The sequence below is a fragment of the Muricomes intestini genome, assembly GCF_004346165.1.
Taxonomy (GTDB): Bacteria; Bacillota; Clostridia; order Lachnospirales; family Lachnospiraceae; genus Muricomes; species Muricomes intestini.
The window spans coordinates 1-24276 of record NZ_SLZZ01000041.1 but is presented as its reverse complement, the minus strand read 5'-3'; the positions used below and the strand labels follow the sequence as shown (position 1 = coordinate 24276).

Below are 24276 nucleotides of genomic sequence, written 5' to 3'. Positions count from 1 at the left end.
TCATTCTAAAACAATTATAACAAAAAGTGTCAAAAAAAGGAATGGGAAATCCCCCATTCCGCTTAATACTTTTGTAACTTTATAAGTTTAACCTGAAATTCCAGATGTTACCTGTATATTCCGTATTTATTTCGTGATATTATTTCCTCGTAACATTTTTGTAACAATATCATAATATTTTAGGAGGTACATATTTATGAAACGCAAAATATTAACAGCATTGCTCTCTGCAGCTGTAATAGGAACCGCAGGCTTAAGCCCTCTGGCTGTACATGCGGCATCACCAGAGGAAGCAGCCGGCGCAGTTCAAGGCAGCACACTTTGCCCAAATGGTGCAAATGCTATTGTTGTCACCAGCGTAGATCAACTGAAGCAAAAACTGGAGGAGCTTGGAGTAAACTGCACACTCCCTGACCTGACAGCCCAACTGCCTGAGAACAACCAACCGTGTGAAACTCAGCCTGCAGCCCCCGAACAGCCCGACGTAACCCAGCCTGAGACACCGGATCAGCCGGACAGCAATCAGCCTGGTGCACCTGAACAGCCCGATACCAGTCAGCCTGAAACGCCAGAGCAGCCGGCATCCGATGTAGAAAATGCAGATTATGTGCAGCAGATTGTAGATCTTGTAAACCAGGAACGTGCCAAAGCAGGTCTCTCCCCGGTTACCGCTGATTCAACTGTTCAGACCGCCGCTCAGGTGCGTGCCCGGGAAATCGAGAAATCCTTCTCACACACTCGTCCGGACGGAAGTTCTTTCGACACTGCACTTACACAGCAGGGCGTTAAGTTCAACGGCTGCGGTGAGAATATTGCCTGGGGACAGAAATCCCCACAAGAAGTTATGACCGGCTGGATGAATAGTGCCGGACACAAAGCAAACATTCTAAATGCAAAATACACCAAAATTGGTGTGGGATATCACCAGAATGCTTCCGGTACAAACTACTGGACTCAGGAATTCACTTACTAATCTATCAATCCTTTTAGGCATAAGATAAATTGTAACTGTTCAGGAGGCCAAGCTCGATTCCGCTGCGCTTCATCTCGCTTCGGCTAAACGCCGAATAGAAATATCCACAAACAGCCCTTAGCAAGCGAGCTTGCACGGACTGTTTGTGGATATTTCTGACCTCCTGAATAGTTACAATAAATTGTAAAACAATTCTGAAAACGGTCCTCAAAAGGGTCAGTCCCCTTTTAGTAAATCTGGGCGGCGTTCTTTTGTTCTCTGAATCGACTGCTCCCGGCGCCATTTTTCTATATTTGCGTGATGGCCGGAGAGCAGTACTTCAGGAACTTTCTTTCCATGCCATTCTTCGGGACGGGAATACTGGGGATACTCCAGCAGGTTGTCCTGAAAGGATTCAAATTCAGCTGACACATCATTGTGGAGCACACCCGGCACAAGGCGGGATATTGTATCTACCATAACCATAGCAGGAAGTTCTCCGCCGGTCAGTACATAATCTCCTATAGAAACATAGTCTGTTACAATCTCCTCAAGCACACGCTCATCGATGCCCTCATAATGACCGCAGAGAAGAATCAGTTCTTCTTCCTGTGCCAGTTCTTCTGCCATTTGTTGACTGAAGGTCTGCCCCTGGGGAGACAGATATATCACTCTGGGCTTGTTCTCCAGTTTTTTTGCAACCGACTCATAGGAAAGGTAAACCGGTTCGGCCTGCATCAGCATACCGGCTCCGCCCCCATAAGGATAATCATCCACACTTTGATGTTTATTGAATGCATAATCACGAATATTTACAGCTTCAATGGACAGCAGTCCGCTGCTGACAGCGCGGCCTATAATACTTGTGTTCAATCCGCTCATTATCATATCCGGAAATAATGTTAAGATATGAAAATTCATGTATCTTTACCCTTTCTAAGAAATCAGCCCCTCCAGCAAATATACTTTCATCGTCTGTTCTTGTACATTGACATCCAGAATACACTGCTGTATGGCAGGAATCAGCACTTCACCGTACTTATCCGAATCCACCACATAAACTTCATTGACACCAGTCTCAAGTACATCTTTTAAAACACCCAGTCTGCCCTCTTCGGTAAACACCTGCATGCCTATTAAATCAGCAATATAATATTCATCCTTTTCTAGTTTGACCGCATTTTCTCTATCTACAAAAAGACTTTTTCCTTTATATTTTTCTATATCATTTATATTATCAATTCCTTTGAATTTCAAGATGACAAACTGTTTGAAAAACTTTACATTCTCTATCTCCAAAGGTATTTGTTCTTTTCCTGTGTTTAAAATAACTTTTTTTAAATTTTTAAATCTCACCGCATCATCCGTGGTGGGAAATACTTTGACCTCCCCGCGGACTCCATGGGTAGAAGAAATAATCCCTACCTGTAAAAACTGTTCCATCTCTTTCCTCCTGAAAAAATACATGTAACTATTGAAAACCAAGCTCGAAAACCTACGGTTTTCACGCTGTTTGGCTCTCGCCAAATGCATAAAAGAAAAGGAGCAGACCTTTTATGCAGCTGCATGAAGGCTGTCCCCTTTATCCTGCTATTGCACAATGTCAACAACAACTCTTTTATCTTCCTTGGCAGCCGCTGCTTTTACAACAGAGCGGATTGCCTTTGCAATACGGCCCTGTTTTCCAATAACTTTGCCCATATCGCCATCGGCCACACGTACTTCAATCACAGTGGTCTTGCCGTCCTGTCTCTCAGAAACGGCAACGCTGTCAGGATCGTCAACTAATGCTTTCGCAATTACTTCAACTAATTCTTTCATATAAGCCACCTCCACAAAAACAGCTTATTTCTCAACTCCTGCTGCTTTTAAGATTTTACCTACCACTTCCGTAGGCTGAGCTCCATTGTTTAACCACTTCTTGGCTGCTTCCTCGTCAACTTTAATTACACTTGGCTCCATATTCGGATCATAAGTTCCGATTTCTTCGATAAATTTACCATTTCTTGGAGACCTGGAATCTGCAACTACGATTCTATAGAAAGGAGCTTTCTTCTGTCCCATTCTCTTTAATCTGATTTTTACTGCCATCTTTTTCACCTCATCTTTTCTTTTTTTATTTATATTGTAGTTCCTTTCGCTAAGCTCGAAAACACCTTGCTAAGCTCAAGGAACGACCTACGTACTAGACTCGTGTGATACCGGGCCCAAGTACTATCGGTCAAAAAGGAAGTTTAAACTTACCTTTCTTACCACCTCTGCCACCCATCATACCCGGAAGCTTCTTCATCATCTTCCTGGCTTCATTGAATTGTTTTACCATACGGTTCACTTCAGAAATATCCACTCCCGCACCTCTTGCTATGCGGTGCTTTCTTGAGGGATTGAGCAAATCCGGATTGCTGCGTTCTTCCACAGTCATGGATTGAATCATAGCTTCCATCCGGGACATTTTCTTCTCGTTCTCTTCAGAATCAAAATCCGGCATCTTACCGCCGCCTATACCGCCTAACCCCGGCATCATGTTCATCACACTTGACAGACCGCCCATCTTCTTCATCTGGCTCATACTCTCCAGATAATCATCGAAATCAAACTGAGCCTTTTTCATCTTTTCTGTCATCTTTTTGGCTTTTTCTTCGTCCAGCTCTTCCCCTGCCTTTTCAATCAGGGTCAGGACATCTCCCATACCAAGGATGCGGGAAGCCATTCTGTCAGGATAAAACTGCTCCAAATCGGAGAGCTTTTCTCCCATACCGACATACAGCACCGGCCTTCCTGTGACAGCCTTGATTGACAATGCAGCGCCGCCCCTGGTATCGCCGTCAAGCTTTGTGATAATAACTCCGTCAATGCCTATCTTCTCATGAAAACTTCCTGCAACATTGACTGCATCCTGCCCGGTCATGGCATCCACTACCAATATTGTCTGATGCACCATAACCGCTTCTTTGATCTCCTGAAGCTCTGCCATCATGTCTTGGTCAATATGAAGACGGCCGGCCGTATCCAATATGACAATGTTGTTGCCGTTTTTCACAGCGTGTTCGTAAGCCGCCTTTGCAATATCCGCAGGTTTATTCTTGTCACCCATGGAAAAGACTTCCACACCCTGCTTCTCTCCATTGATCTGCAATTGTTTAATAGCCGCAGGTCTGTACACATCACATGCAACAAGCAGCGGTTTCTTTCCCTTGAGCTTAAACTTTCCAGCAAGCTTTGCAGTCGTTGTGGTTTTGCCGGCACCCTGAAGACCTGCCATCATAATAACAGTAATCGCACTTCCAGGTTGTAATGTAATCTCAGTAGTCTCCGAGCCCATCAATCTGATTAGCTCTTCATTTACAATCTTGATTACCATCTGCCCCGGGTTCAGACCATTCATTACATCCTGTCCCACTGCGCGTTCCTGTACATCTTTTATAAAGCCCTTAACCACCTTGAAGTTAACGTCCGCTTCCAGCAGTGCCATCTTTACTTCCTTGAGAGCAGCCTTTACGTCATCCTCGGTAAGTCGGCCTTTGCTGCGGAGATTTTTAAATACGTTCTGAAGTTTTTCGCTTAAACTGTCAAATGCCATTCTACAACTCCTCTATTATCGTATGGGAAATCTGTCTGATTTCCCCGACCATTGTGTTAATGTCTGTACCTTCCTTCTCATAAGCGTCCAGTGCCTCATTAATCTCGCGGACTTTCTCTTTCACAGAAAGAAACTTCTCCACAAGATGGAGCTTAGCCTCGTATCCCTCCAGTATCTTCTGACAGCGTCTTACCAGATCATGCACACCCTGCCGGCTGATCCCTTCTCCCTGAGCAATCTCACTTAGGGAGAAATCCTCCAGCATAAACTGCTCATAAATCTCCTTTTGGTGATCTGTGAGAAGTTCACCATAAAAATCATATAATAAAGCTTGTTCTAAAATCTCATTCACATTTATCACCTCAGCTATCATACTAAAAAAAAAAGCAAGTGTCAAGTATTTTTTCTTGACACCTGCTTTTTCTTGAAGTCATGTACCAGAAAATAAAATGATACGAGGGTCAAAAGGTTATGCGTTTCATGCTTGCATGAAAAAGCATAACTTTGGGACCCATAAAGAAAGTTATCGGGGAACTCTCAGGGAGAAAGAAGACTCCCCACATTGAGCAGGCCCCAACCCTGCCTTGCATATGATGTTCTGACGCAGGAACTCCTCAGCTTCAGTTTCACTTCCACATTATCCATGTCCGGATATTTTGAGAGCAGACAGGCGATGGCACCGGATACGACCGGTGTTGCCATGGAAGTGCCGCTTTTCATAATATAAGGTTTTTGCCAGCGATTCGTATAATCACCATTGCAGCTCAAAATATTTGTACCAGGCACCAGCACATCGGGCTTCACCACACATTCCTCGGTAGGACCGTTTCCTGAATAGTTCCACTCCCTGCCGGCATTTATGCTGCCTACGGCTGTCTCCCGCTCTGCCAGAGCCCCTACGGTAATAACTTTTCGGCTCGTTCCTGGAACAGCTACCGTTCCCACTCCCGGACCATAGTTTCCTGCTGAAACAACAACTACCAACCCTGCATCCCATAGTTTTTCTACCGCATCTGTCAGCCGTTTTTCCTGTGCCTTCTCTACTCCCGGCTGAGTTCCCACAGAAATATTTACAATCCTCACTCCTAGTTTTTTGTGCACATTCAGTAGCCAATCAATTCCTTCAACCACAGTGTTCACAGATCCATTTCCCTTGTTGTCCAGCACCTTACCCATCAGAATTTCCGCCTTAGGGGCCATGCCTGCATATACACCATCCGACAGCTTCCCGCTTCCTGCCAGAATACCTGCCACATGGGTTCCGTGCCTCCCATCATCGTATACGCTTTCTTTATAATTTACAAAATCACGGAAACCAATAATTCTTCTATCAAAATCAGGATGAAGAGTAATTCCTGTATCCAGTACAGCTATACAAACACCCTGTCCCATGCACCGATTGGATATGATGTCTCCGCACCAATACCCCACTGCCTGTTTTACCCATTTCATAGAAATACCTTTTTTTATATACTATTCATGGAAACAGGTTTTGCTTACTTTTAAATTTTTTCTAAAATCTTTTCACACTTTTCCCTCCATTACATATTATGAACTGTAATCAAACATAATATGGAGGATTTAACATGAGTGAATTAAGTGCTACAAATTGCGGATGTGACAATAGCTGCGGAGGATACGGAAATAATGGCATGTCTTCCTGCCTTTGGATCATCGTCCTGCTGTGCTGCTGCGGCGGATTTGGCAATGGCGGCGGCTGTGGTAACAGCGGCTGTGGTAATGGCGGCTGGGGCAATGACAGTTGTATTTGGATCATTCTTTTGTTGTGCTGCTGCGGCGGATTCGGCAACGGATGCGGCGGCGGATGCAACAGCGGCTGTGGATGCTAATTGTCGGTGGACTCGAAAGAACCTCTGAACGCAATGAAAGCGTAATAATGTCCCGGTACAGTAAACTGTACCGGGTATATTTATGAAACAAAAAATATTCCTCTCATTCGGCCGTATGTCTGTGCCAGAGTCTGGCATGCCAGACTCTATGCTTTACCCCGGCCGGTCCTGATTTTCTTCCTTATTATTTTCTTTCTTTTCTTTTTCTTCCTCACTGTGATCCATACGTTTTCTCAACATACAGTCTTCATCTATCTCATATACGGCATTCCCCTCAATAATCAGCTTTCTTCTCATTTTATATCACCACTGCCTTTCTTATCCTTACTATATTATATGATACCATAGTCAAAAGGGCATGCGTTTCATACTTGCATGAAAAAACATGATTTTAGGATTGCGGGAGCACAAAGTACGGAGCAATCCGTAGGTATCAGGGGGCAAAATACCTTTTGACCCCTATATCATTCTGATATCATATACCTAGAATACCCGGGGTTAGCTTTAGTAATTCTCATAATTTTCCCCTTTGAGGCATATATATTTACAACGTTATAAATAGGAGTGCTTATGGAAAAGAAGCCGCCAAGACCAATGATACCTTTTGACGAACTGGTGAATCCGCCCATGCTTCAAATGTTGAAGCTTTTCCTTCCTTACACTCCTGCTTCTAATCAAAAATTTTTAGGCATATTTGTAAAATTTCTTGAGTTTAAGGAGACTGTTTCCTTTTTTCAGGGATCGGATTATGATTTACAGGCACAAGGCTGGAATGAAAATCAGCCTTCCTCTCCAATGGAAATATTAATGGAATTAAAACCATATCTTCCTCCCCGGGAAGCAGAGATGCTAGAAACACTTTTGAATATGATGAATATGATGGAAATGTTCCGCACGTTTTCGGATAACCCGGAAGCTGAGTCCTCAAACGACTTAGATCCCATGAATATGGCAATGGGGATGCTCACTCCCGAGCAACAGGATATGTTCCAGATGTACAGCAGCATGTTTTCCAATGAAGGGGATTCCAATAAAACAGTTTTGAAGGAAGGAGATGATGTAAATGAACGAATGGATGAACAATCCGGCGATGAAGAATCTGGACCCCGTCAAGCTTCAGCTGATTCAGATGGCAGCTTCACAGACCGCCGGTAAGTCCGGCAGAGATCTTGCTCCTGTTTTGCTGGCACTTATATCAAATGCCAACAAAAAAGGAGTCCGGTTTTCCGAAGATGAAATATCCTTAATACTGGAAGTTTTAAAAGAGGGTAAGCCAAAAGAGGAGCAGGCGCAGATTGATCAGACAATCAATATGGTCCGCTCTCTTTTAAAGAAGAAGGCTTAAAAGCCTTCTTCCTTCCGCCTCATGCGCATCTCCCTTCTCTTTTTTGCAGCTTCCCACTCCGCCTTCTCCTCCTCCGATTCCAGAATTAGGCGGGGAACCCGTTTTGGCCTGTCGTTTTCATCCATGGCAACCATAGTAAAATAGGCTCTGTTGATTGGCCTTCGCATGCCATCTATGCTTTCTACGTAAGTATCTACCCTGACTTCCATAGATGTATTCCCCACATAAGTCATTTTACCGATAATGACAACCACATCTCTCTGGTAAGCCCCATGTATAAATCGCAGGTTGTCCACAGATGCCGTTATAACGTTGCTTCTCGTATGACGCTTTGCCACCAGCCCTGCCACCTCATCCAGCCACTGCATTAAAATTCCGCCGAACAGGCGCTCCGCTCCATTCAGATGATTGGGACGCACCATATGCACCGTTTCCACCCTTGAGTCTGAAACCTTTCTTTCCTCTGCCATTTTAAACAACTCCAATCTGCATTAATATTTATTCCCGCGAGCAACGAGCCAAGCGGAAATGCTTGCATTTCCATTTGGCGACTGCCGCGAGGGTCAAATACCCCGCAGCTTGCTGTGCTGCAAGTTTGATGCCCCGTCAGCTTGCTGCGGGGTCTTTGACTTATTATAATATTAGTCCTATTAAGAAAGCAACCATTGAATTCTCCCTTCTCTTATTGTAATATAAATGATACCAGGGTCAAAAGGTCATGCGTTTCATGCTTGCATGAAAAAGCATGACTTTGGGACCCGAAAAACATGAGAAAGTAGCCCGAGCAGGGCGGATTTCGAATGTTTTTAGGATTGCGGGAGCACAAAGTGCGGAGCAATCCGTAGGTATCGGGGGGCAAGATACCAGTAACTGTTCAGAATCAAAGGAGAAAGCCTTTATGCATAACATAAAATTAACTCTGGAATACGATGGCTCCCGCTATCAGGGCTGGCAGCGCCTCGGCAAAGGAGAATCGACAAATACTATATCTAACAAACTGCTGGAAGTCATTCATAAGATGACAGCCGAAGATGTGGAATTGTTCTGTGGGGCCAGAACAGAGGTGGGTGTCCATGCCCGCGGACAGGTTGTAAGCTTCAAGACCACATCGGATATGAAGCCTTATGAAATTCAGCACTATTTGAACCGATACCTTCCTATGGACATTGTCGTCCTGTCGGCAGAAGAAGTACCCCAGCGCTTCCATGCGGCATTAAATGCCAGATCCATTACCTATGTATACCATATCGCCACAGGCACAGTACCCAGTGTATTTGGCAGGAAATATACTTACTATGCTTTTAAAACTCCTGATATTTCGGTTATACAGCAGGCCGCACTTTCCTTGGCGGGGAAACATGATTTTAAAAGTTTCTCCACGGCAAAAAAGAATAAGTCCACTGAAAAAGAGCTCTATGACATCACAATCTGCGGTGATTCTGAGGAAATTCAGATTACACTGAAAGCAAATGATTTTCTCCATAACATGGCACGTATGATCATCGGCACTCTGCTGGAGATTGGCTTGGGGAAACGCAAAAAGGAATGTATTGAGGCAATCTTTGCCGGAAATGATGTTTCCAGCGCCCCTTGTAAACCCAGAGGTCTGTTTTTGCAGAAAATTGAATACTAATATACTGACAAAAGTCTCTGCATTTGCATACTAATGTACGAGGAATAAGAAAGAGGATAATTTCAATGAATATTTATTATATTTTACTTTACTTTTTTGTATATAGCTTTTTAGGCTGGTGTACGGAAGTGAGTTATGCTGCCGTTGTAGAGCACAAATTTGTGAACCGCGGATTTTTAAATGGGCCTGTCTGTCCCATTTACGGTGTAGGAGTCACTGCCGTCGTTGCACTGCTGGAGCCTTATAAGGAAAATTTAATACTCCTGTATGTATCCTCTGTGGTAGTAGTCACACTCCTGGAAGGTGTCACGGGCTGGGCCATGGATAAAATTTTTCACAATAAATGGTGGGATTATTCAGACAAGCCGCTCAACATCGGCGGTTATATCTGTCTATCTTTTTCACTTATGTGGGGAGTTGCCTGTGTGATTGTCATGGATTTTGTCCATCCCTTATTACATACACTGCTCACCTTCATTCCACAGGTTTTGGGCATTGTACTCATTTCCGTGTTTGGCGCTATCATGCTTATAGACCTCTCTGTAACTTCCTCCGCAATCTTCAAGTTCAACAAAAGATTGTCCAGTATGGAGAAGATTGCAGGGGAGCTGCATGAGATTTCAGACCAGATAGGGGAAGATATCTACGAAAAAGTAGTTTTTGCCTTGGAAAAGAGCGCGGCTCCCCGGCAAAAGCTGGATGAGGCCGCCTTTGAGCTGCGTGAAAAGACACAGGAAACCGTTAACGAATGGTCTGAAAAAAAGCAAGAAGTATCCGAGGAAATTGGCAGCCGTATTGCTGAACTGAAATCCCACTATCAGGAACTAGGAAATAAAACACCCAAAATCAGCCGCCGTCTTGTAAAAGCCTTCCCGAAAATGGAATCCAGAAATTACAAACTCCAGTTAGAAGAATTCAGAAAAAAATTCAATGAAAAGCATAAATAGAAAAAGGGGTCTGACCCTTTTGGGTACCGAATTCTGAATTGTCATGACAATTCAGAAAATGGTGCTCAAAAGGGTCAGACCCCTTTTTTATATTTCCCGTGTTGACTCTCTCACGAGAAGTTCCCCGGGAAGCACTACCTTTTTGTGCTGCCCGTTCTTCCGAATAATATTAAACAGCAAATCAATCGTTACCTTTGCCAACTCTTCCACCGGCTGACGGATTGTCGTCAGGGAAGGATTATAATATGTTCCAATTTCCAGGCCGTCGAATCCTGCCACTGAACAATCTCGAGGTATCACGGCCCCTGTCTCTGTAATGGCACGGCAGGCCCCGACAGCCAGGCTGTCCGCAATAGCATACACTGCCGTAAACTTATCTCTTTCCTTCAGCAGCTTTTTCATCAGCCGGTAACCTGTCTCCATAGAATAGCTGTCCTTATTCTCCTCCATGTGAAGAATAATACTTTTATCAGGCCGGATGTTATTGTTTCCCAGAGCCTTAAGATATCCTTCAAGCCTGAGCTTTCCAATACTTTCGTCCCCTTTTGTGGCTGCGATAATGGCAATTTTTCTGTGGCCCGCCTTGCATAGATAGTCTGTCATTTTATAACTCTCGGCAAAGTCATCTACTGATACGGAGGACCAAAGCGGTGCTTTGTTGTCTTCTTCATTCACGATATCTGAAGTACTGAGCACGAACGGCACATCCAGCTGTGCAAAGTTCTCACTGGAATGGGTAATAATTCCCCCTAAAAAGATAATGCCTTTTAACTTCTTCTCTTTCACAAGCTGAATGGCCACATCCAGTTCATTTTCATTTTCCTCCACCCTCTGAAGGATAAAAGAATATTTCTTTCTCTGAGTTTCCTGTTCAATAATACCGATCATATCATTAAAAAATGGATTCGTGATGCCCTTTACCAAAACAGCAATTGCTTTCGATTCAGAGCGTTTTAGATTTCTCGCGCTATTGTTTGGAATGTAGTTGTGTTCTTTGATGACCTGCATAATCATCTCTTTTGTCTCCGGGTTAATATCCGGATGGTTATTGATGGCACGAGACACAGTGCTGACTCCGACGCCGCATATTCTTGCAATATCCTTAATTGTTTCCATAATGATTCCTGCCTTTACAGTGTATTGTATACCTGCACTCTTTGCCAGTCTGCTCCTGTTCTACAGAAAATCCTTGTCAAAGTGCTGTCCCTTTCAGAAATAACCGGTCATAAAGCCGGGTCACCCGCAATATTTCTGTTACAAGAGTATCACTAATCTCACCCTTTTTCAACCGCCATACCCAATTATCTCCGAGTGTGGATGGTGTGTTGATTCTGGCATTGCTGTCTCTGCAGAGGTAATCCTGCATGGGAATCACGCAGAGCTCAGCCACACTTCCCATGGCCATGGCGATAAAATCCCATGCCAGCTTGTCTTCATCCAAGGCATCCTTGTGCAGATATTCCTTGGCAAAATCGCGGCATTTTCTGCCTACATTATGATACCAGCCCCGGGTCGTGTCATTGTCATGGGTCCCTGTATACACAACACAGTTGGGAGTATAGGTATGTGGAAGATAATTGGAAGATTCCCTTGAGTCGAAAGCGAACTGTATAACTTTCATTCCCGGAAAGCCGGTGTCCTCCAACAATTTCAATACGCTGTCTGTAAGAAAACCCAGATCCTCTGCAATAATATTGAGCTCTCCTACATCTCTTTTCATAGCTTCAAAAAACTCTACCCCCGGTCCCGGCATCCATTTTCCATTCACCGCAGTCTTCTCCCCGTAAGGTATTGCATAATACTCATCAAAACCTCGGAAATGATCTATCCGAACGATGTCATACAACTTCAGGGAATGTACCATCCGCCTCATCCACCACTCATACCCTGTTTTCTTATGGTATTCCCAGTCATAGAGGGGATTCCCCCACAACTGCCCCGTTTCTGAAAAACCATCGGGCGGACAGCCCGCAACAGCCGTTGGGTTATTTTCCTTGTCAAACTGAAACAGCTCCGGGTTTGCCCATGTGTCTGCGCTGTCAAAAGCCACATAAATCGGAACATCTCCGATAATCTGTACCCCATTTTCATTGGCATAGGTATGAAGTCTTCTCCACTGTCTGTCAAACTCATACTGCTGAAAGCGGTAAAAGTCAATTTCATCCGCCAGTTCTTCTTCTGCCTTTTCAAGAGCATCTAAATCCCGGTCTCTGTATGGCGCCTCCCACTCTTTCCAGCTTACTCCTTTATGATTGTTTTTCAGTGCCATAAAGAGACAGTATTCATCCAGCCATTCTCCGCTTTCTTCCAGAAATTCCTCGTAGTCCCGATTTTTCCAGGGCTCAAACCGTCTGTATGCCTGGCGCAGTACCCTAAATCTTGATAAATACAGTTTTCCGTAATCTATCCTGTCTTTCTCTGTCCCAAAATCGTAAGATACGCACTCTTTTTTTGTCAAAAGTCCATCTTTAATCAACGTTTCCAGATCTATGAAATATGGATTTCCCGCAAATGTGGAGAAAGACTGGTAGGGAGAATCTCCGTACCCCGTCGGCCCCAGGGGAAGAATCTGCCATTTGCTCTGTCCTGCTGCTTTTAGCTGATCCACAAATTCATAAGCCTCTTTGGAAAAGCATCCAATCCCATATTCCGAAGCCAGTGAAAAAACCGGCAGTAATATTCCACTTTCCCGCACCTAAGTTTCCCCTTTCTTTTCGTGTAACGCGCCTAACCTTTTACCGCTCCTGCCGCCACACCTCTGATAATGTACTTCTGACAGGACAGATAGAATATAATGATCGGCAGGATTGCCAGAACAAGCATTCCCATCATTGCTCCCATATCCACAGAGCCATAGCCGCCCCGCAGATACTGCACCGCAATTGGGATTGTCTGATAATCACTTCCCATTACAAGCACAGGAAGCAGATAATCATTCCATATCCACATGGTATTTAAAATTGCAACTGTGATGGCAGTGGGTTTAAGTACCGGCAGAACCACTTTGAAAAATGTCTGTACAGGTGTACAGCCGTCGATCATAGCCGCCTCCTCCAAAGAAATAGGAATTGACTTGACAAAGCCGGAAAACATGAACACCGAAAGCCCCGATCCAAATCCTACATATACCAGAATAATTCCCGCCGGGTTTCCCAGATTCAATGTATCTGTGACCTTAGATAAGGTAAACATTACCATCTGAAACGGCACAATCATGGCAAATACAAATGAATAATACAGAACAGATGACAGCTTGCTTTTTACACGGGTCAGCCACCATGCCGTCATGGCCGTCAAAAGGACAACCAGTGCAACAGAAAATACCGTAATAAAGATAGAATAACCTGCCGCCTTAATCAGGCCTGTCTTTGCCACTCCATCAATATAATTGCTCAATCCAACAAAGGTTTGGCTGTCAGGCAGTGAAAAGGGACTATCACTGATATATAGCTTACTCTTAAAAGAGTTTATAAATACCAGAACAATCGGAAAAATAAACACCAGAGCTAAAAGAGAGAATATAACGGTCATCACAATTCCGGTGCCCTTTGATACTTCCATTGTCCGAGTATTCTTTTGTTTTGTTTTCTTAGCAGCCATTAATTCTCCACCTCCTTATTTCGCGTGAAATAAAGTTGTGACAGTGCCAGAGCACCTACAATAATAAAGAAAATAACTGCCTTTGCCTGTCCTACACCCTCCCAGCCGTTTCTGTTGTAGAAGGTGGTGAAAATGTCGAGAGCCATCATAGCGGTCTTCTTGGACGGAGCTCCGGCAGTCAGTGCAAGGTTCTGGTCAAAGAGCTTAAAGGAATTGGTCAGCGTCAGAAATAGACAAATTGTAACAGAGGACATCAGCATAGGAATTGTCACCTTGAACAATGCCTGCATCTTGGTCGCACCATCAATTTTCGCAGCCTCCACCAGCTCTGTAGGGATATTTTGAATCCCCGCAATGTAAATAATCATCATATATCCAATCTGCTGCCAGTTCATAAGAATAACCAGGCCCCAGAATCCATATTTTGGATCTGTGGTAATCGTAGCCCCAAATCCGGAGAGTACTCCATTAATCATCAGCTGCCAAATATATCCCAGCACAATCCCACCGATTAAATTCGGCATAAAGAATGTGGTGCGGAACAGATTCGTCCCCTTAATTCCCCTCGTCAGGGCATATGCAAATATAAAAGCAATCACATTAATGGTGATAACGGAAACAACAGTAAACTTCACCGTAAATCCAAGCGCATTGAGAAAATCTTTATTGGAAAATGCCTTCACATAATTGTCCAGTCCGACCCATCTCGCATTTGTCACTGTCGTAAACTTGCAAAATGACAGTCCGATTCCGAGTATAAAAGGAATCACAAAAAACAATATAAATGCAATTAATGTCGGGAGTACGAATATCCAAAAGTATTTTTTATATGCTTTCTGCATAATATTCCTCCTTTCTTACAGCTAGTGCACTAAGGGTGAGCCAGATCAGATTTTCTGCACTCACCCTCAATTTAGTCTTATTCGGCTGTTGCCTCTTTTTCTGTCCTCCAGTCAGCGACACAGTCGGAAACTACTGATTTCCACTCCTTATTCCCGGAAGCATATTCCAGCAGAGATGCACCCAGATTATCTTTGAAGGTCTGGCTCGGAAATGTCTGGAAATCCCAGGAAACACTTGTCAGATCTTTATTCTCCATATAGCGGATTACTTCCTGTGCCAATGGGTCAGTCGGTTTTTCATCATCTTCAAACGTATTGAACGGTGTGATGAATCCCAGTTCATTGGTAACTTTGTCTTTCCCTTCATCGGTTCCGAACAGCCACTGAAGGAATTCAAGAGATGCCTTCTGATCCGCCTCAGAAGCCTCGCTATTAATACAGAAATAGTTCTCTCCGCCTACACACAGGCCCTGTTTTTCCTCGCCGTCCATACCGGTATAGATAGGCAGATATTTTACTTTGTCCTCTTTTACTGTATTGCCATCAACTCCATTGATATCGCCCCATGCCCAGTTGCCGTTCTGTACCATTGCGGATTTGCCCAGGGCAAATTCTGCCATAGAATCAGCTACTGTCTTGGATCCTAGCATAGCAGGCTCTGTAACAGAATTATTCAAATACAGGTCAAAGATATTCTTAAACTCTTTATTATATTCAAATGTAATTTCATCCTCATCAGTAACTCCTGCATCCTTATATTCATAATAGATAGGAAGGTTCATCAGATGTGTCTGCCATCTCCAGTCTTCTCCCGGTGAGAATGAAGTGGAAGAAAATACGCCTGCAATGCCCAGCTGATCTTTCTTTTCTGTCATGTCCTCAACAACCTCCTTCAATGTATTAAAGTTGTTGATATCGTCCATTGATTCCACCTTTGCACCGTCCAGAGCAAAATACTTGTCCATAATTTCCTGATTATAGATAACACCATATCCTTCCACTGCATAGGGAACAGCAAACACTCCGCCATCTTCGCCTTCAATTGCCATGCTCTTATCGTTGAGCCAGGAATACAAATCCGAGTCAGACAAATCCGCACAGTAATCTTTCCAATTCTGATAACCGACAGGTCCGTTAACCTGGAAAATTGTAGGTGCATCCTTCTTAGCAATCTCTGATTTCAATGTCTGTTCGTAAGTTCCTGATGCCGCAGTCTGCACCTTTACCTTTACACCTGTTTTTTTGGTATACTCTTTACCAATAGCCTCCCACTGCTCCGCCTGCTCTGGTTTAAAACTCAGATAATAAACTGTACCTTCATCGGACGAATCGGATTTGTTGCTTTTACACCCGACACTAAGACCTGCAACCATAGTAACTGCCAAAGCCGCAGCTAAAAATTTCTTCATCTTCATAGCTTACTTCTCCTCTCCTCTAATTGACTTTAAGTAGTTTCATCGGCTTCGGAAACGATTTCGGTAACGTTTCCAACCCATATTTTAAATATACACCTGCTGCGCAGTAATTGCAATCATTTTTTATAATTTCCAAATATCCCGGTTATATTCTTCTATTGCTCTGTCGGAGGAAAAATATCCTGATTTTGCAATATTCACCAGCATTTTTTTTGCCCATTCGCTCCTGTTCTCATAGGCCTTGAGTACCTCCTCTTTTTTCTCTGTATACGCCTTAAAGTCCAGGAGAGTCATAAACCAGTCTTTGTCCAAAAGCTCCTGCTTCAGTCTGGTCAGACTCTCCTTGTTTCCGACCGCCAGCATTTCGTCACCTGTAATAAAGTCCACTGCTTCTTTAATATCCTTATTCCTTTTATAGAAATCTTTGGAAACGTAGTCCTTCTTTTCATAATGCATGATGACCTCATCGCTGGACGCTCCAAATACAAAGATATTGTCATCTCCTACCAGATGATGTATCTCTACATTTGCCCCGTCCTCGGTCCCCAGAGTCACCGCACCGTTTAGCATGAACTTCATGTTGCCCGTCCCGCTTGCTTCTTTGGAGGCTAGGGAAATCTGCTCAGAGATATCACACGCAGGTATTAATTTCTCTGCTTTAGTTACATTGTAGTTCTCCACCATCACGACCTGGAGATAAGGGCTCACTTCTGGATTATGGTTAATTACCTCCTGCAGACAGAGAATCAGATGAATAATATCCTTCGCAATTATATAAGCCGGCGCGGCCTTTGCCCCAAATATTACTGTTATAGGAATGGCAGGAAATTTTCCTGCTTTGATTTCCAGGTATTTATGAATAACATACAGTGCGTTCATTTGCTGGCGCTTGTACTCATGAAGGCGTTTTGCCTGGATATCAAATATAGAATCTGAATTCAGTTCTACCCCCTGAGTCTCTTTAAGGTATCGGCAGAGTGCTTTTTTATTCTCCCTTTTGGTTTCTAACAAACGCTCCAGTACATCCTTATCTTCTCTAAAATTCATGAGCTCTTCTAATTTGCCGGAATCCAGATGATAGTCTATTCCCAACACATTATCGAGCAACCCGGTCAACAGTGGGTTGCAGTGGAGCAGCCAGCGGCGAAATGTAATTCCATTTGTTTTGTTATTAAATTTTTTCGGATATATTTTATAAAAATGATTCAGTTCATTTTTCTTAAGTATTTCGCTGTGGAGAGATGCCACGCCATTCACACTGAAGCCATAATGAATGTCGATATGTGCCATATGGACCGTATCGTTTTTATCTATAATATATACTCTCTCATCTGTATGTTTTCTTCTTATCTTGTCATCCAGCACTTCTATAATCGGAACAAGCTGCGGAGCCACTTTTTTGAAATATTCAACAGGCCATTTTTCCAGCGCTTCCGCCAGAATGGTGTGGTTTGTGTACGCACAGGTGCGTGACACCACGTCAATTGCATCGTCCATATCCATCCCCCGCTCCATCAGCAGGCGGATCAACTCCGGAATCACCATAGTCGGATGGGTATCATTAATCTGAATTACCGCATAGTCTGGCAGGTCATAAAGATTACATCCCCTTTCCATGCATTCGTCAAGAATTAGTCTTGCTCCATTGCTTATCATGAAATATTGCTGATAAATCCGAAGCAGCCTCCCATCCTCGTCGCTGTCATCAGGGTATAAAAACAAAGTCAGATTTCTTGCAATATCCTCTTTGTCGAAAGTAATCCCTTCTTCTACAATCCCCTCGTCCACCGTCTCCACATCAAACAAATGAAGTTTATTCGTAATATTGTTATAGCCGGTCACTTCGATATCGTACATTCTCGAATTCAGAGTCATTCCTTTAAATGTAACGGGATAAGTCACTTCTGTCCTGGTGAGCCAGCTTTTTTCTTCTATCCAGGGATTTGCAGTTTCTCTCTGACATCTATTTTCAAATTTCTGCCTAAAAAGGCCAAGATGGTAATTCAATCCAATACCATCCCCATGCAGTCCGAGAGTGGCCACAGAATCCAAGAAGCAGGCTGCCAGCCGCCCAAGTCCGCCATTTCCCAGAGAGGGCTCCGGTTCTGCCTCCTCGATCTCACATATGTTCTTTCCATTTTCCGCAAGCAAATCTCTGACCTCATCATATATGCCCAGATTAATCATATTATTGGACAAAAGCTTCCCAATCAAAAATTCTGCTGAAATATAATACAGTTTCTTTTTGCCGCTTCCTCTTTCTTTCCCTTTGGCCAGCTCCTTTACAATCTCTAAAAGTGCATAGTAAATCTCTTCGTCTGCTGCCTCCACGATTCCTTTTCCCAACTTTTGCTGCAGCTTTTCTTTTATGTCCATATTTTTACTCCTTTCTCAGGTTGAACTCTAGAATAGTATAGTATTATTTTTTCCTCTTTTCTTGCAAGATAGTCTTATATTATAGTACAATACTATCATTACCAAAAGAAGACAGGGGAAACCTATGAATATTGCAGAATATCAAAATTATCATGAAACAAAATCACACACAGACATAAACTTTCCTTATAACACCTACCTTTGCTCCATTCCTCTGGATTTCACAGGAGTTCCGCTTCACTGGCATGATGAAATAGAACTGATTGTCATTAAAAAGGGACAAGGGTATGTGTCGGTGGACTTTGAGACCAGAACTGTCACTGCCGGGGATATGGTCTTCGTTCTTCCGGGGCAGCTGCACTCCATTGAACAGAAAGCTGAACACATCATGGAGTATGAAAATATTATTTTCAAGGCAGAAATGCTGATTACAGGAGAAAATGACTTTTGTGCCGGTGAATTTATATTTCCCCTGCTGCAGTCAAAACTCCCTGTCCTGACCTTTATCACCCCCTCCTGCACTGACTATCCGGACCTTTTAGGGTGTATCGGCCACATTGATGAGTTGTGTGCGGCAAGACCCCAGGGGTATCAGCTGGCGTTGAAAGGTTACTTATTCCAGTTCTTTTTTCTTCTAATTTCAGTACATGGTAATAAAGAATCTGTCCGGAATGCCAGACAGAAGTCACTGGAAAAACTGAAAATCCTGCTAAAATACGTAGAGGAACATTATGCTGAACCCATAACTGTAGAGAAGATGGCTAGGATCGCATTTTACAGTAAATCCCATTTCATGAAGTTTTTCAAAACGCACATGGAAACCGGATTCATGGAATACCTCAATGATTACCGGCTCACCATGGCGGCCCGTCTTCTTCTCACAACTGAAGATTCCATACTGGAGGTTGCGGCTCAGTCCGGTTTTAACAATCTCTCTTACTTTAACCGGCTTTTCAAGCGTAAATATGCCCAAACTCCGGGACAATACCGAAAAGCAGCCTCTCATTAGAATACAGTACACTATCCATGCCAAAACCAGTCTGTCAGACAATCTCCGAATAGTATGGCAGCTATTATTCCCACACATAAAAAAGGGCCAAAAGCAAAACTCTCTCTTCGCCTTTTTGAATCCGGAGGCAGGGGCACCAGCAGCTTCCTGCAGACATGTATCCCGGCTAACAGTACAGCCAACACAAAAGCCCAGATATTGCGGTTTAAACCAGTCAGAATCCCGGCTGCCGCCATCAGCTTAATGTCTCCGCCCCCGAAGCATCCGGGTCTGATCAGGGAAAGGATTAACAAAATCCCACTGACCACAGTTCCGCCTGCCACTCTGTCCTGCAGTGGGACAGCCGGATAGAACCTTGCCCATATAATGCCCCACAGCAGCAAGGCTGCCGTGTATTTATCCGGTATTCTTTTTATTTTATAATCTGTCCATGCAATGTAAAGCAAAAGAGCCAGGAATAGGATAATCCCGGCTCCTTTAAGGTATGCCATATAAATGAATCTCTGCATATATTTTTGCTGCGGCCTATTCCCCATCCAGGATTGACAGTACAACAGTTCTCAGGAGAGTTTCTGCTCTCCTGTATAATACATTTCAATAGGATCAATCGGATCAATTGGATTTTCTACCTCTATCTTCTCATTTCTTCCGTGACGTTTAAGCAGTTCCCCGCCTTTATTATATAGCCAGAAGGAATACACTAAAACCTTATTGACTTTTCCTATTCTTTCCTTTGTTGTTTTTTCATACAGAGTCCCGCCTGTCTCAAACTTCGTCTTTTTGTGGATCATAGAAATCAGCTCTGTCTCACATGTGACAGGCTCGGGCAGAATTGTATAAGCTCGTCCCACACAGTCCGGTTTGTGAGAATCGCTCCCTCCCGCCGTCACCTTATCATATTTTTCCGCCAACTTTAGTGCTCCCGCATTTGAAGCTGCCGACTCACAGCAGTTATAAGCCTCAATAAAATCAAACCTCTTCATCACTTCCGGGTTCGTGTAAAACCGCTTTGTATTCGTGATGCTCAAATACTTCTCCCCACAGGGATGGGCAGGTCCGAGGACTCCGCCGTTGCGGTGTACTAGATCAATCAATACAGAGACCGGCAGTCCCCGCATCTCAAGAATCCTCATCTTCACGCCTTCCGGCATAATCACTAGAATATGCCCGGCATCTCTTGTATCATATTCTATTCCTTTTAGCACAACAAAATCGTTATGGACTTTTCCTTTCATATTATTCTTCCAGTAACGGTATCCCTTATATGTGTTATGATCTGTAATTACCATTCCCTGGAAACCCTTCTTTTCTAAAAGTGTTATATATTCATCCACGCTTACTTTGCTGTCAATGGAACCTTCTTTAACATGACAATGCATATCTATCTTCACAAGCAAGCCTCCTTTTCTTCACCTGATTTATGCCTTTATTATACAACCTCACCCAGATGCCCGCAATACATTCAGGTCAATAATAGAGATGAATGCTAACCTTACTTTAAAGAATCATTGATTAACACCCACCTCTATTCTAATATTTCTATTATCTTTTCTTATCATTCCCTGTTGTCCAATAAGATAAAACTTTCTGAGCCTTCATTTCCTGGGAATTTTCTCCTTTAAATGAAAAGTCTACCTTTTCTATAAAGTGAATGTTCATTTGTTTTATTGATTTTATTATTTTTCACAAAATTATTTCCATTGCATTTCTGCTGTAACCGGACAATATCAACTATAAGGAGAACATTGACTTCTTTCCCGCCAAACTGTAAAATAGGAACATCAGCAGTTTTATCAAAACAAATAAAAGGAGCTTACATTATGGAAGAATTGATAATTCCTCAGGGATACCACTCTCCCCTCACCATACGGGAAACTGAAGTTGCTATTAAAGAACTCAAGGATCACTTTGAGCGTTCTCTCGCGAAAGCGCTTCACTTGACCCGCGTGTCAGCACCCCTCTTTGTGCGTCCGGAATCAGGCCTCAATGACAATCTAAACGGAGTGGAACGCCCTGTGTCTTTCGGAATCAAGGAACAGGAGGATGCCCCGGCTGAGATTGTTCACTCCCTCGCAAAATGGAAACGGTACGCGCTGAAGCACTATGGTTTTCATTCCGGTGAAGGCCTGTATACAGACATGAGTGCCATCCGCCGTGACGAGGATACCGATAATATCCACTCAATCTATGTGGATCAATGGGACTGGGAAAAAATCATATCAAAAGAAGAACGCAATACAGAAACCCTGGAATACACTGTGCGCAAGGTCTACAGTGCCTTGAAAGAGACAGAAGACTACATATCCAGGCGATATAATTATATAGAGCCGCTCCTTCCCGATGATATTTTCTTCATTACGACGCAGGAACTGGAAGAGATGTTCCCTGACAAAACACCAAAGGAAAGAGAACACCGTATCGCAAGGGCCAAAGGAGCCGTTTTCATCTCCCAGATTGGTAAGGAGCTTGCCTCCGGCGAAAAACATGACGGCCGTGCACCTGACTATGATGACTGGGAGTTAAACGGAGATATCATTGTCTACTACCCTGTGCTGGACATTGCACTTGAATTGTCCTCCATGGGTATCCGTGTAGATGAAGAAGCACTGAAGAGACAGTTAAGATTTGCCGGCTGCGAAGAACGCGCCAGCCTGCCATTTCAAAAGTCTCTGCTTGACGGAGAGCTTCCATATACAGTGGGCGGCGGTATCGGGCAGTCCAGAATCTGTATGTACTATCTCCGCAAGGCACATATCGGTGAGGTGCAGTCTTCCATTTGGCCGAAGGAAATAATGGACTGCACATTAGAAAATGGAATAAATTTGTTATAGTAAAAGGGGCTTGTTGAGAGCCCCCATTTTTTATAAGAATAGTTTAAATATGGTAAAGATTCCCGCAGATATGATAATTGTGACCGGAATTGTTGTAAACCACGCTGTCACCATGGCCTTGGCTGTACTCCATTTTACTCCTTTTATCCGGTTTGCGGCACCTACCCCCATAATAGAAGAAGATATCACATGGGTTGTGCTTACAGGCATTCCGAAATATGTTGCCGCCTGAATGACCAAGGCTGAGGAAACATCTGCCGCTACAGCATTTACAGGCTTCAGCTTCATAATCCGCGTGCCTACAGTTTTAATAACCCGCCACCCGCCGATAGAAGTTCCCAGGGCCATAGCCAGCGCGCACAAAATCTGTACCCAGTGAGGAATCACCAGCTTGTCAAGATATCCATGTGCTACCAATGCCATTGTAATGATACCCATTGACTTCTGGGCATCATTAGTTCCATGTGAAAAAGCCTGCACCGCAGCAGTCAATATTTGAAGTCTGCGGAAAATAAAATTTGCTCTCCCCAGATTTGCTTTTTTAAATATTACTCTAAAAATGGAAAACACTACATAGCCAACTGATATGGCTGCAATAGGAGAAATGACCAGGAATAAAACCACCTTTCCCAAGCCCCTAAGTTTCACTGCAGAAGCACCTGCATCCGCCAGCGCTGCACCGGTCAGGGCCCCAATCAATGCATGGGAAGAGCTGTTTGGAATCCCAAAATACCAAGTAATCAGATTCCAGATAATTGCCGATAGAATAGCTGCAATCATGACCATGGAAGCATTTGAAATGTGGTCCAGATCTACAATATCTGTAGCAATGGTCTGGGCAACATTTGTGGAAACATTTGCTCCAATAAAATTCATGACGGCAGCAATGATAATTGCCTTTTTCAAAGTCAGGGCCTTAGTAGATACAGCTGTTGCAATCGCATTCGCAGTATCGTGAAACCCATTGATAAAGTCAAAGAGCAGAGCCAGCAGTATAATACAAATAACAATAGCCATCCTGTGCTGCCTCCTATAAGTTCTTCATAATAACAATATCAAGCGACTTTGCGACCGCCTGACATGCATCAACAGACTCTTCCAGCACCTGATACAAATCCTTGTACTGAATAATTTTAATAGGATCGGAATATTTCTTAAACAGACTGCGGATGGCTTTGCGCTCCAGAGTATCCCCCTCTTCTTCACTTGTCTTCACATTGATTGTATGCTCCCTGACTCTTTTCAGCTGCTTTTGCACAAGAAGGTCAATGGCAGTGTACAGTTCTGCGGTACAAAACCCTATATGGATTCTGAAATCGGACATATAATCGTCCTCGTCTGTCAGGCGGTACATATAATAATAGGCTGAGGTTTCTTCAATACAATCTACAACATCATCCATTTTTTCTGCCAGTGTCAGTATATCTTCGGGATCGATAGATGTGATAAAGGCTTTGTTAAGCTCTACATTAATCTCGTGTAAAACGGTGTCCCCATTGCTCTCAAAATCCTTCACTTTTTCAGAAAAGACTTTCAGATCTGATGGAGAATGGATTATAAATTTGCTGAAATACTCCCCGCATTCTTTCATATTCTGCGCAAGGTCTAACAACAGACTCATTATTTTGTCTGGTTTTTTCTTCATTCTTCCTTTATCCTCCGATAATCTTACCCGGATTATCATGTACCTGCCTCAAAATTTCCATTTATTCCCGGGTATTTTTCCAACGTAAAATTCTCTGCAGCGTTTCCAATTTTAGCACAAATTTTACATAACTTCAATCGTTAGTATTGGAAGATGCAGGTTAAACTTATAAATTGTTATTTCAAGCAGCACCGTACTGTGCTGCTTGAAAAATATAGAGAGTTGTCTTATTTCAGGGAAGAACCCCCTGT

The 24276-nt window shown here is 43.4% G+C and carries 27 protein-coding genes; 8 read left to right on the top strand and 19 right to left on the bottom strand.

Translation table 11 applies throughout. From position 1 onward, the window contains the following. The first annotated feature begins 196 nt into the window (after positions 1–196). On the top strand, positions 197–973 hold the full coding sequence (locus tag EDD59_RS16720; RefSeq protein ID WP_132383984.1) for a CAP domain-containing protein: 777 nt from the start codon (positions 197–199) through the stop codon (positions 971–973). 216 nt (positions 974–1189) lie between these two features. On the opposite strand, the gene trmD is transcribed toward EDD59_RS16720, so the two are convergent. The 7 genes from trmD to EDD59_RS16685 all read right to left on the bottom strand — a co-directional run bounded on the left by trmD (position 1190) and on the right by EDD59_RS16685 (position 5984). Continuing rightward, positions 1190–1873, bottom strand: coding sequence for a tRNA (guanosine(37)-N1)-methyltransferase TrmD (gene trmD, locus EDD59_RS16715; RefSeq protein WP_132383982.1), 684 nt, complete (start codon positions 1871–1873; stop codon positions 1190–1192). A 15-nt stretch (positions 1874–1888) separates the two neighbouring features. Then, positions 1889–2395, bottom strand: a complete 507-nt coding sequence (gene rimM / locus EDD59_RS16710; protein ID WP_132383980.1) for a ribosome maturation factor RimM — start codon at positions 2393–2395, stop codon at positions 1889–1891. Between the two features lie 147 nt (positions 2396–2542). Continuing rightward, a complete protein-coding gene (locus tag EDD59_RS16705) occupies positions 2543–2773 on the bottom strand; it encodes a KH domain-containing protein (RefSeq protein ID WP_132383978.1) in 231 nt (76 codons plus the stop codon). Between the two features lie 24 nt (positions 2774–2797). After that, on the bottom strand, positions 2798–3043 hold the full coding sequence (gene rpsP, locus EDD59_RS16700) for a 30S ribosomal protein S16 (RefSeq protein ID WP_132383976.1): 246 nt from the start codon (positions 3041–3043) through the stop codon (positions 2798–2800). 130 nt (positions 3044–3173) lie between these two features. Continuing rightward, the gene (gene ffh, locus EDD59_RS16695) at positions 3174–4532 is read right to left on the bottom strand and encodes a signal recognition particle protein (protein WP_132383974.1); all 1359 of its coding nucleotides are present in this window, start codon (positions 4530–4532) and stop codon (positions 3174–3176) included. Between the two features lies 1 nt (position 4533). Then, positions 4534–4905, bottom strand: coding sequence for a YlxM family DNA-binding protein (gene ylxM / locus EDD59_RS16690; RefSeq protein WP_132383972.1), 372 nt, complete (start codon positions 4903–4905; stop codon positions 4534–4536). A 164-nt stretch (positions 4906–5069) separates the two neighbouring features. Beyond that, the gene (locus EDD59_RS16685; RefSeq protein WP_132383970.1) at positions 5070–5984 is read right to left on the bottom strand and encodes a S8 family peptidase; all 915 of its coding nucleotides are present in this window, start codon (positions 5982–5984) and stop codon (positions 5070–5072) included. 134 nt (positions 5985–6118) lie between these two features. Here EDD59_RS16685 and EDD59_RS16680 point away from each other — a divergent pair, with 134 nt between their 5' ends. Further along, positions 6119–6382, top strand: coding sequence for a chorion class high-cysteine HCB protein 13 (locus EDD59_RS16680; protein WP_132383968.1), 264 nt, complete (start codon positions 6119–6121; stop codon positions 6380–6382). 153 nt (positions 6383–6535) lie between these two features. Here EDD59_RS16680 and EDD59_RS17930 read toward each other — a convergent pair whose 3' ends face one another. Further along, the gene (locus EDD59_RS17930) at positions 6536–6679 is read right to left on the bottom strand and encodes a hypothetical protein (protein ID WP_165920986.1); all 144 of its coding nucleotides are present in this window, start codon (positions 6677–6679) and stop codon (positions 6536–6538) included. Positions 6680–6952: 273 nt separating this feature from the next. On the opposite strand from EDD59_RS17930, the gene EDD59_RS16675 reads away from it, so the two are divergent. Both EDD59_RS16675 and EDD59_RS16670 read left to right on the top strand, forming a co-directional pair. Next, positions 6953–7537 carry a hypothetical protein gene (locus EDD59_RS16675; protein ID WP_207670430.1) on the top strand — a complete coding sequence of 195 codons (585 nt, stop codon included), beginning with the start codon at positions 6953–6955 and terminating at the stop codon, positions 7535–7537. Further along, on the top strand, positions 7446–7727 hold the full coding sequence (locus tag EDD59_RS16670; protein ID WP_132383966.1) for a hypothetical protein: 282 nt from the start codon (positions 7446–7448) through the stop codon (positions 7725–7727). The genes EDD59_RS16675 and EDD59_RS16670 overlap by 92 nt, the downstream gene beginning before the upstream one ends. On the opposite strand, the gene EDD59_RS16665 is transcribed toward EDD59_RS16670, so the two are convergent. Continuing rightward, positions 7724–8197 (bottom strand): acyl-CoA thioesterase, encoded by a 474-nt coding sequence (locus EDD59_RS16665; protein ID WP_132383964.1) that lies wholly within the window; start codon positions 8195–8197, stop codon positions 7724–7726. The two genes, EDD59_RS16670 and EDD59_RS16665, sit on opposite strands and share 4 nt — an antisense overlap. A gap of 428 nt (positions 8198–8625) precedes the next feature. Here EDD59_RS16665 and truA point away from each other — a divergent pair, with 428 nt between their 5' ends. Together truA and EDD59_RS16655 are read left to right on the top strand one after the other, a co-directional pair. Then, positions 8626–9360: a tRNA pseudouridine(38-40) synthase TruA gene (gene truA / locus EDD59_RS16660; protein WP_132383962.1), complete on the top strand. Its 735-nt coding sequence runs from the start codon at positions 8626–8628 to the stop codon at positions 9358–9360. Positions 9361–9425: 65 nt separating this feature from the next. Then, positions 9426–10307, top strand: a complete 882-nt coding sequence (locus EDD59_RS16655; RefSeq protein ID WP_132383960.1) for a putative ABC transporter permease — start codon at positions 9426–9428, stop codon at positions 10305–10307. An 87-nt stretch (positions 10308–10394) separates the two neighbouring features. Here EDD59_RS16655 and EDD59_RS16650 read toward each other — a convergent pair whose 3' ends face one another. The 6 genes from EDD59_RS16650 to EDD59_RS16625 form a co-directional block, all read right to left on the bottom strand. Further along, positions 10395–11423 carry a LacI family DNA-binding transcriptional regulator gene (locus EDD59_RS16650; RefSeq protein ID WP_132383958.1) on the bottom strand — a complete coding sequence of 343 codons (1029 nt, stop codon included), beginning with the start codon at positions 11421–11423 and terminating at the stop codon, positions 10395–10397. 76 nt (positions 11424–11499) lie between these two features. Continuing rightward, entirely contained in the window at positions 11500–13002 is a 1503-nt protein-coding gene (gene malQ, locus EDD59_RS16645; protein WP_132383956.1) for a 4-alpha-glucanotransferase, read from the bottom strand. A gap of 32 nt (positions 13003–13034) precedes the next feature. After that, a complete protein-coding gene (locus EDD59_RS16640; protein WP_132383954.1) occupies positions 13035–13907 on the bottom strand; it encodes a carbohydrate ABC transporter permease in 873 nt (290 codons plus the stop codon). Then, positions 13907–14749, bottom strand: coding sequence for a carbohydrate ABC transporter permease (locus EDD59_RS16635; protein WP_132383952.1), 843 nt, complete (start codon positions 14747–14749; stop codon positions 13907–13909). The genes EDD59_RS16640 and EDD59_RS16635 overlap by 1 nt, the downstream gene beginning before the upstream one ends. 77 nt (positions 14750–14826) lie before the next feature. Beyond that, positions 14827–16164, bottom strand: coding sequence for an ABC transporter substrate-binding protein (locus tag EDD59_RS16630; RefSeq protein ID WP_132383950.1), 1338 nt, complete (start codon positions 16162–16164; stop codon positions 14827–14829). 123 nt (positions 16165–16287) lie between these two features. After that, positions 16288–18540, bottom strand: a complete 2253-nt coding sequence (locus EDD59_RS16625) for a glycogen/starch/alpha-glucan phosphorylase (protein WP_132383948.1) — start codon at positions 18538–18540, stop codon at positions 16288–16290. A 124-nt stretch (positions 18541–18664) separates the two neighbouring features. Here EDD59_RS16625 and EDD59_RS16620 point away from each other — a divergent pair, with 124 nt between their 5' ends. Continuing rightward, positions 18665–19549 (top strand): helix-turn-helix transcriptional regulator, encoded by an 885-nt coding sequence (locus tag EDD59_RS16620; protein WP_132383946.1) that lies wholly within the window; start codon positions 18665–18667, stop codon positions 19547–19549. Between the two features lie 11 nt (positions 19550–19560). Here the strand turns inward: EDD59_RS16620 and EDD59_RS16615 are convergent, their stop codons facing one another. Next, the gene (locus EDD59_RS16615) at positions 19561–20040 is read right to left on the bottom strand and encodes a prepilin peptidase (RefSeq protein WP_165920985.1); all 480 of its coding nucleotides are present in this window, start codon (positions 20038–20040) and stop codon (positions 19561–19563) included. Between the two features lie 69 nt (positions 20041–20109). Continuing rightward, a complete protein-coding gene (locus EDD59_RS16610; RefSeq protein WP_132383942.1) occupies positions 20110–20940 on the bottom strand; it encodes a PHP-associated domain-containing protein in 831 nt (276 codons plus the stop codon). A 429-nt stretch (positions 20941–21369) separates the two neighbouring features. On the opposite strand from EDD59_RS16610, the gene asnA reads away from it, so the two are divergent. Further along, positions 21370–22380, top strand: a complete 1011-nt coding sequence (gene asnA, locus EDD59_RS16605; RefSeq protein ID WP_132383940.1) for an aspartate--ammonia ligase — start codon at positions 21370–21372, stop codon at positions 22378–22380. A gap of 30 nt (positions 22381–22410) precedes the next feature. Here asnA and EDD59_RS16600 read toward each other — a convergent pair whose 3' ends face one another. Together EDD59_RS16600 and EDD59_RS16595 are read right to left on the bottom strand one after the other, a co-directional pair. Next, a complete protein-coding gene (locus EDD59_RS16600) occupies positions 22411–23397 on the bottom strand; it encodes an inorganic phosphate transporter (RefSeq protein WP_132383938.1) in 987 nt (328 codons plus the stop codon). Positions 23398–23410: 13 nt separating this feature from the next. Beyond that, positions 23411–24025: a DUF47 domain-containing protein gene (locus EDD59_RS16595; RefSeq protein ID WP_165920984.1), complete on the bottom strand. Its 615-nt coding sequence runs from the start codon at positions 24023–24025 to the stop codon at positions 23411–23413. Positions 24026–24276 lie beyond the last annotated feature (251 nt).

What these genes read in the sequence shown, in the direction of transcription:
- EDD59_RS16620 (WP_132383946.1), top strand. Translation starts at nt 18,665, where the DNA reads ATGAATATTGCAGAATATCAAAATTATCATGAAACAAAATCACACACA.
- EDD59_RS16685 (WP_132383970.1), bottom strand. Translation starts at nt 5,984, where the DNA reads ATGAAATGGGTAAAACAGGCAGTGGGGTATTGGTGCGGAGACATCATA.
- EDD59_RS16675 (WP_207670430.1), top strand. Translation starts at nt 6,953, where the DNA reads ATGGAAAAGAAGCCGCCAAGACCAATGATACCTTTTGACGAACTGGTG.
- EDD59_RS16650 (WP_132383958.1), bottom strand. Translation starts at nt 11,423, where the DNA reads ATGGAAACAATTAAGGATATTGCAAGAATATGCGGCGTCGGAGTCAGC.
- EDD59_RS16705 (WP_132383978.1), bottom strand. Translation starts at nt 2,773, where the DNA reads ATGAAAGAATTAGTTGAAGTAATTGCGAAAGCATTAGTTGACGATCCT.
- EDD59_RS16670 (WP_132383966.1), top strand. Translation starts at nt 7,446, where the DNA reads ATGAACGAATGGATGAACAATCCGGCGATGAAGAATCTGGACCCCGTC.
- rimM (WP_132383980.1), bottom strand. Translation starts at nt 2,395, where the DNA reads ATGGAACAGTTTTTACAGGTAGGGATTATTTCTTCTACCCATGGAGTC.
- EDD59_RS16720 (WP_132383984.1), top strand. Translation starts at nt 197, where the DNA reads ATGAAACGCAAAATATTAACAGCATTGCTCTCTGCAGCTGTAATAGGA.
- EDD59_RS16615 (WP_165920985.1), bottom strand. Translation starts at nt 20,040, where the DNA reads ATGGCATACCTTAAAGGAGCCGGGATTATCCTATTCCTGGCTCTTTTG.
- EDD59_RS16655 (WP_132383960.1), top strand. Translation starts at nt 9,426, where the DNA reads ATGAATATTTATTATATTTTACTTTACTTTTTTGTATATAGCTTTTTA.
- asnA (WP_132383940.1), top strand. Translation starts at nt 21,370, where the DNA reads ATGGAAGAATTGATAATTCCTCAGGGATACCACTCTCCCCTCACCATA.
- EDD59_RS16600 (WP_132383938.1), bottom strand. Translation starts at nt 23,397, where the DNA reads ATGGCTATTGTTATTTGTATTATACTGCTGGCTCTGCTCTTTGACTTT.
- EDD59_RS16680 (WP_132383968.1), top strand. Translation starts at nt 6,119, where the DNA reads ATGAGTGAATTAAGTGCTACAAATTGCGGATGTGACAATAGCTGCGGA.
- ylxM (WP_132383972.1), bottom strand. Translation starts at nt 4,905, where the DNA reads ATGATAGCTGAGGTGATAAATGTGAATGAGATTTTAGAACAAGCTTTA.
- EDD59_RS16625 (WP_132383948.1), bottom strand. Translation starts at nt 18,540, where the DNA reads ATGGACATAAAAGAAAAGCTGCAGCAAAAGTTGGGAAAAGGAATCGTG.
- EDD59_RS16640 (WP_132383954.1), bottom strand. Translation starts at nt 13,907, where the DNA reads ATGGCTGCTAAGAAAACAAAACAAAAGAATACTCGGACAATGGAAGTA.
- trmD (WP_132383982.1), bottom strand. Translation starts at nt 1,873, where the DNA reads ATGAATTTTCATATCTTAACATTATTTCCGGATATGATAATGAGCGGA.
- EDD59_RS16595 (WP_165920984.1), bottom strand. Translation starts at nt 24,025, where the DNA reads ATGAAGAAAAAACCAGACAAAATAATGAGTCTGTTGTTAGACCTTGCG.
- truA (WP_132383962.1), top strand. Translation starts at nt 8,626, where the DNA reads ATGCATAACATAAAATTAACTCTGGAATACGATGGCTCCCGCTATCAG.
- EDD59_RS16635 (WP_132383952.1), bottom strand. Translation starts at nt 14,749, where the DNA reads ATGCAGAAAGCATATAAAAAATACTTTTGGATATTCGTACTCCCGACA.
- EDD59_RS17930 (WP_165920986.1), bottom strand. Translation starts at nt 6,679, where the DNA reads ATGAGAAGAAAGCTGATTATTGAGGGGAATGCCGTATATGAGATAGAT.
- rpsP (WP_132383976.1), bottom strand. Translation starts at nt 3,043, where the DNA reads ATGGCAGTAAAAATCAGATTAAAGAGAATGGGACAGAAGAAAGCTCCT.
- EDD59_RS16630 (WP_132383950.1), bottom strand. Translation starts at nt 16,164, where the DNA reads ATGAAGATGAAGAAATTTTTAGCTGCGGCTTTGGCAGTTACTATGGTT.
- ffh (WP_132383974.1), bottom strand. Translation starts at nt 4,532, where the DNA reads ATGGCATTTGACAGTTTAAGCGAAAAACTTCAGAACGTATTTAAAAAT.
- EDD59_RS16665 (WP_132383964.1), bottom strand. Translation starts at nt 8,197, where the DNA reads ATGGCAGAGGAAAGAAAGGTTTCAGACTCAAGGGTGGAAACGGTGCAT.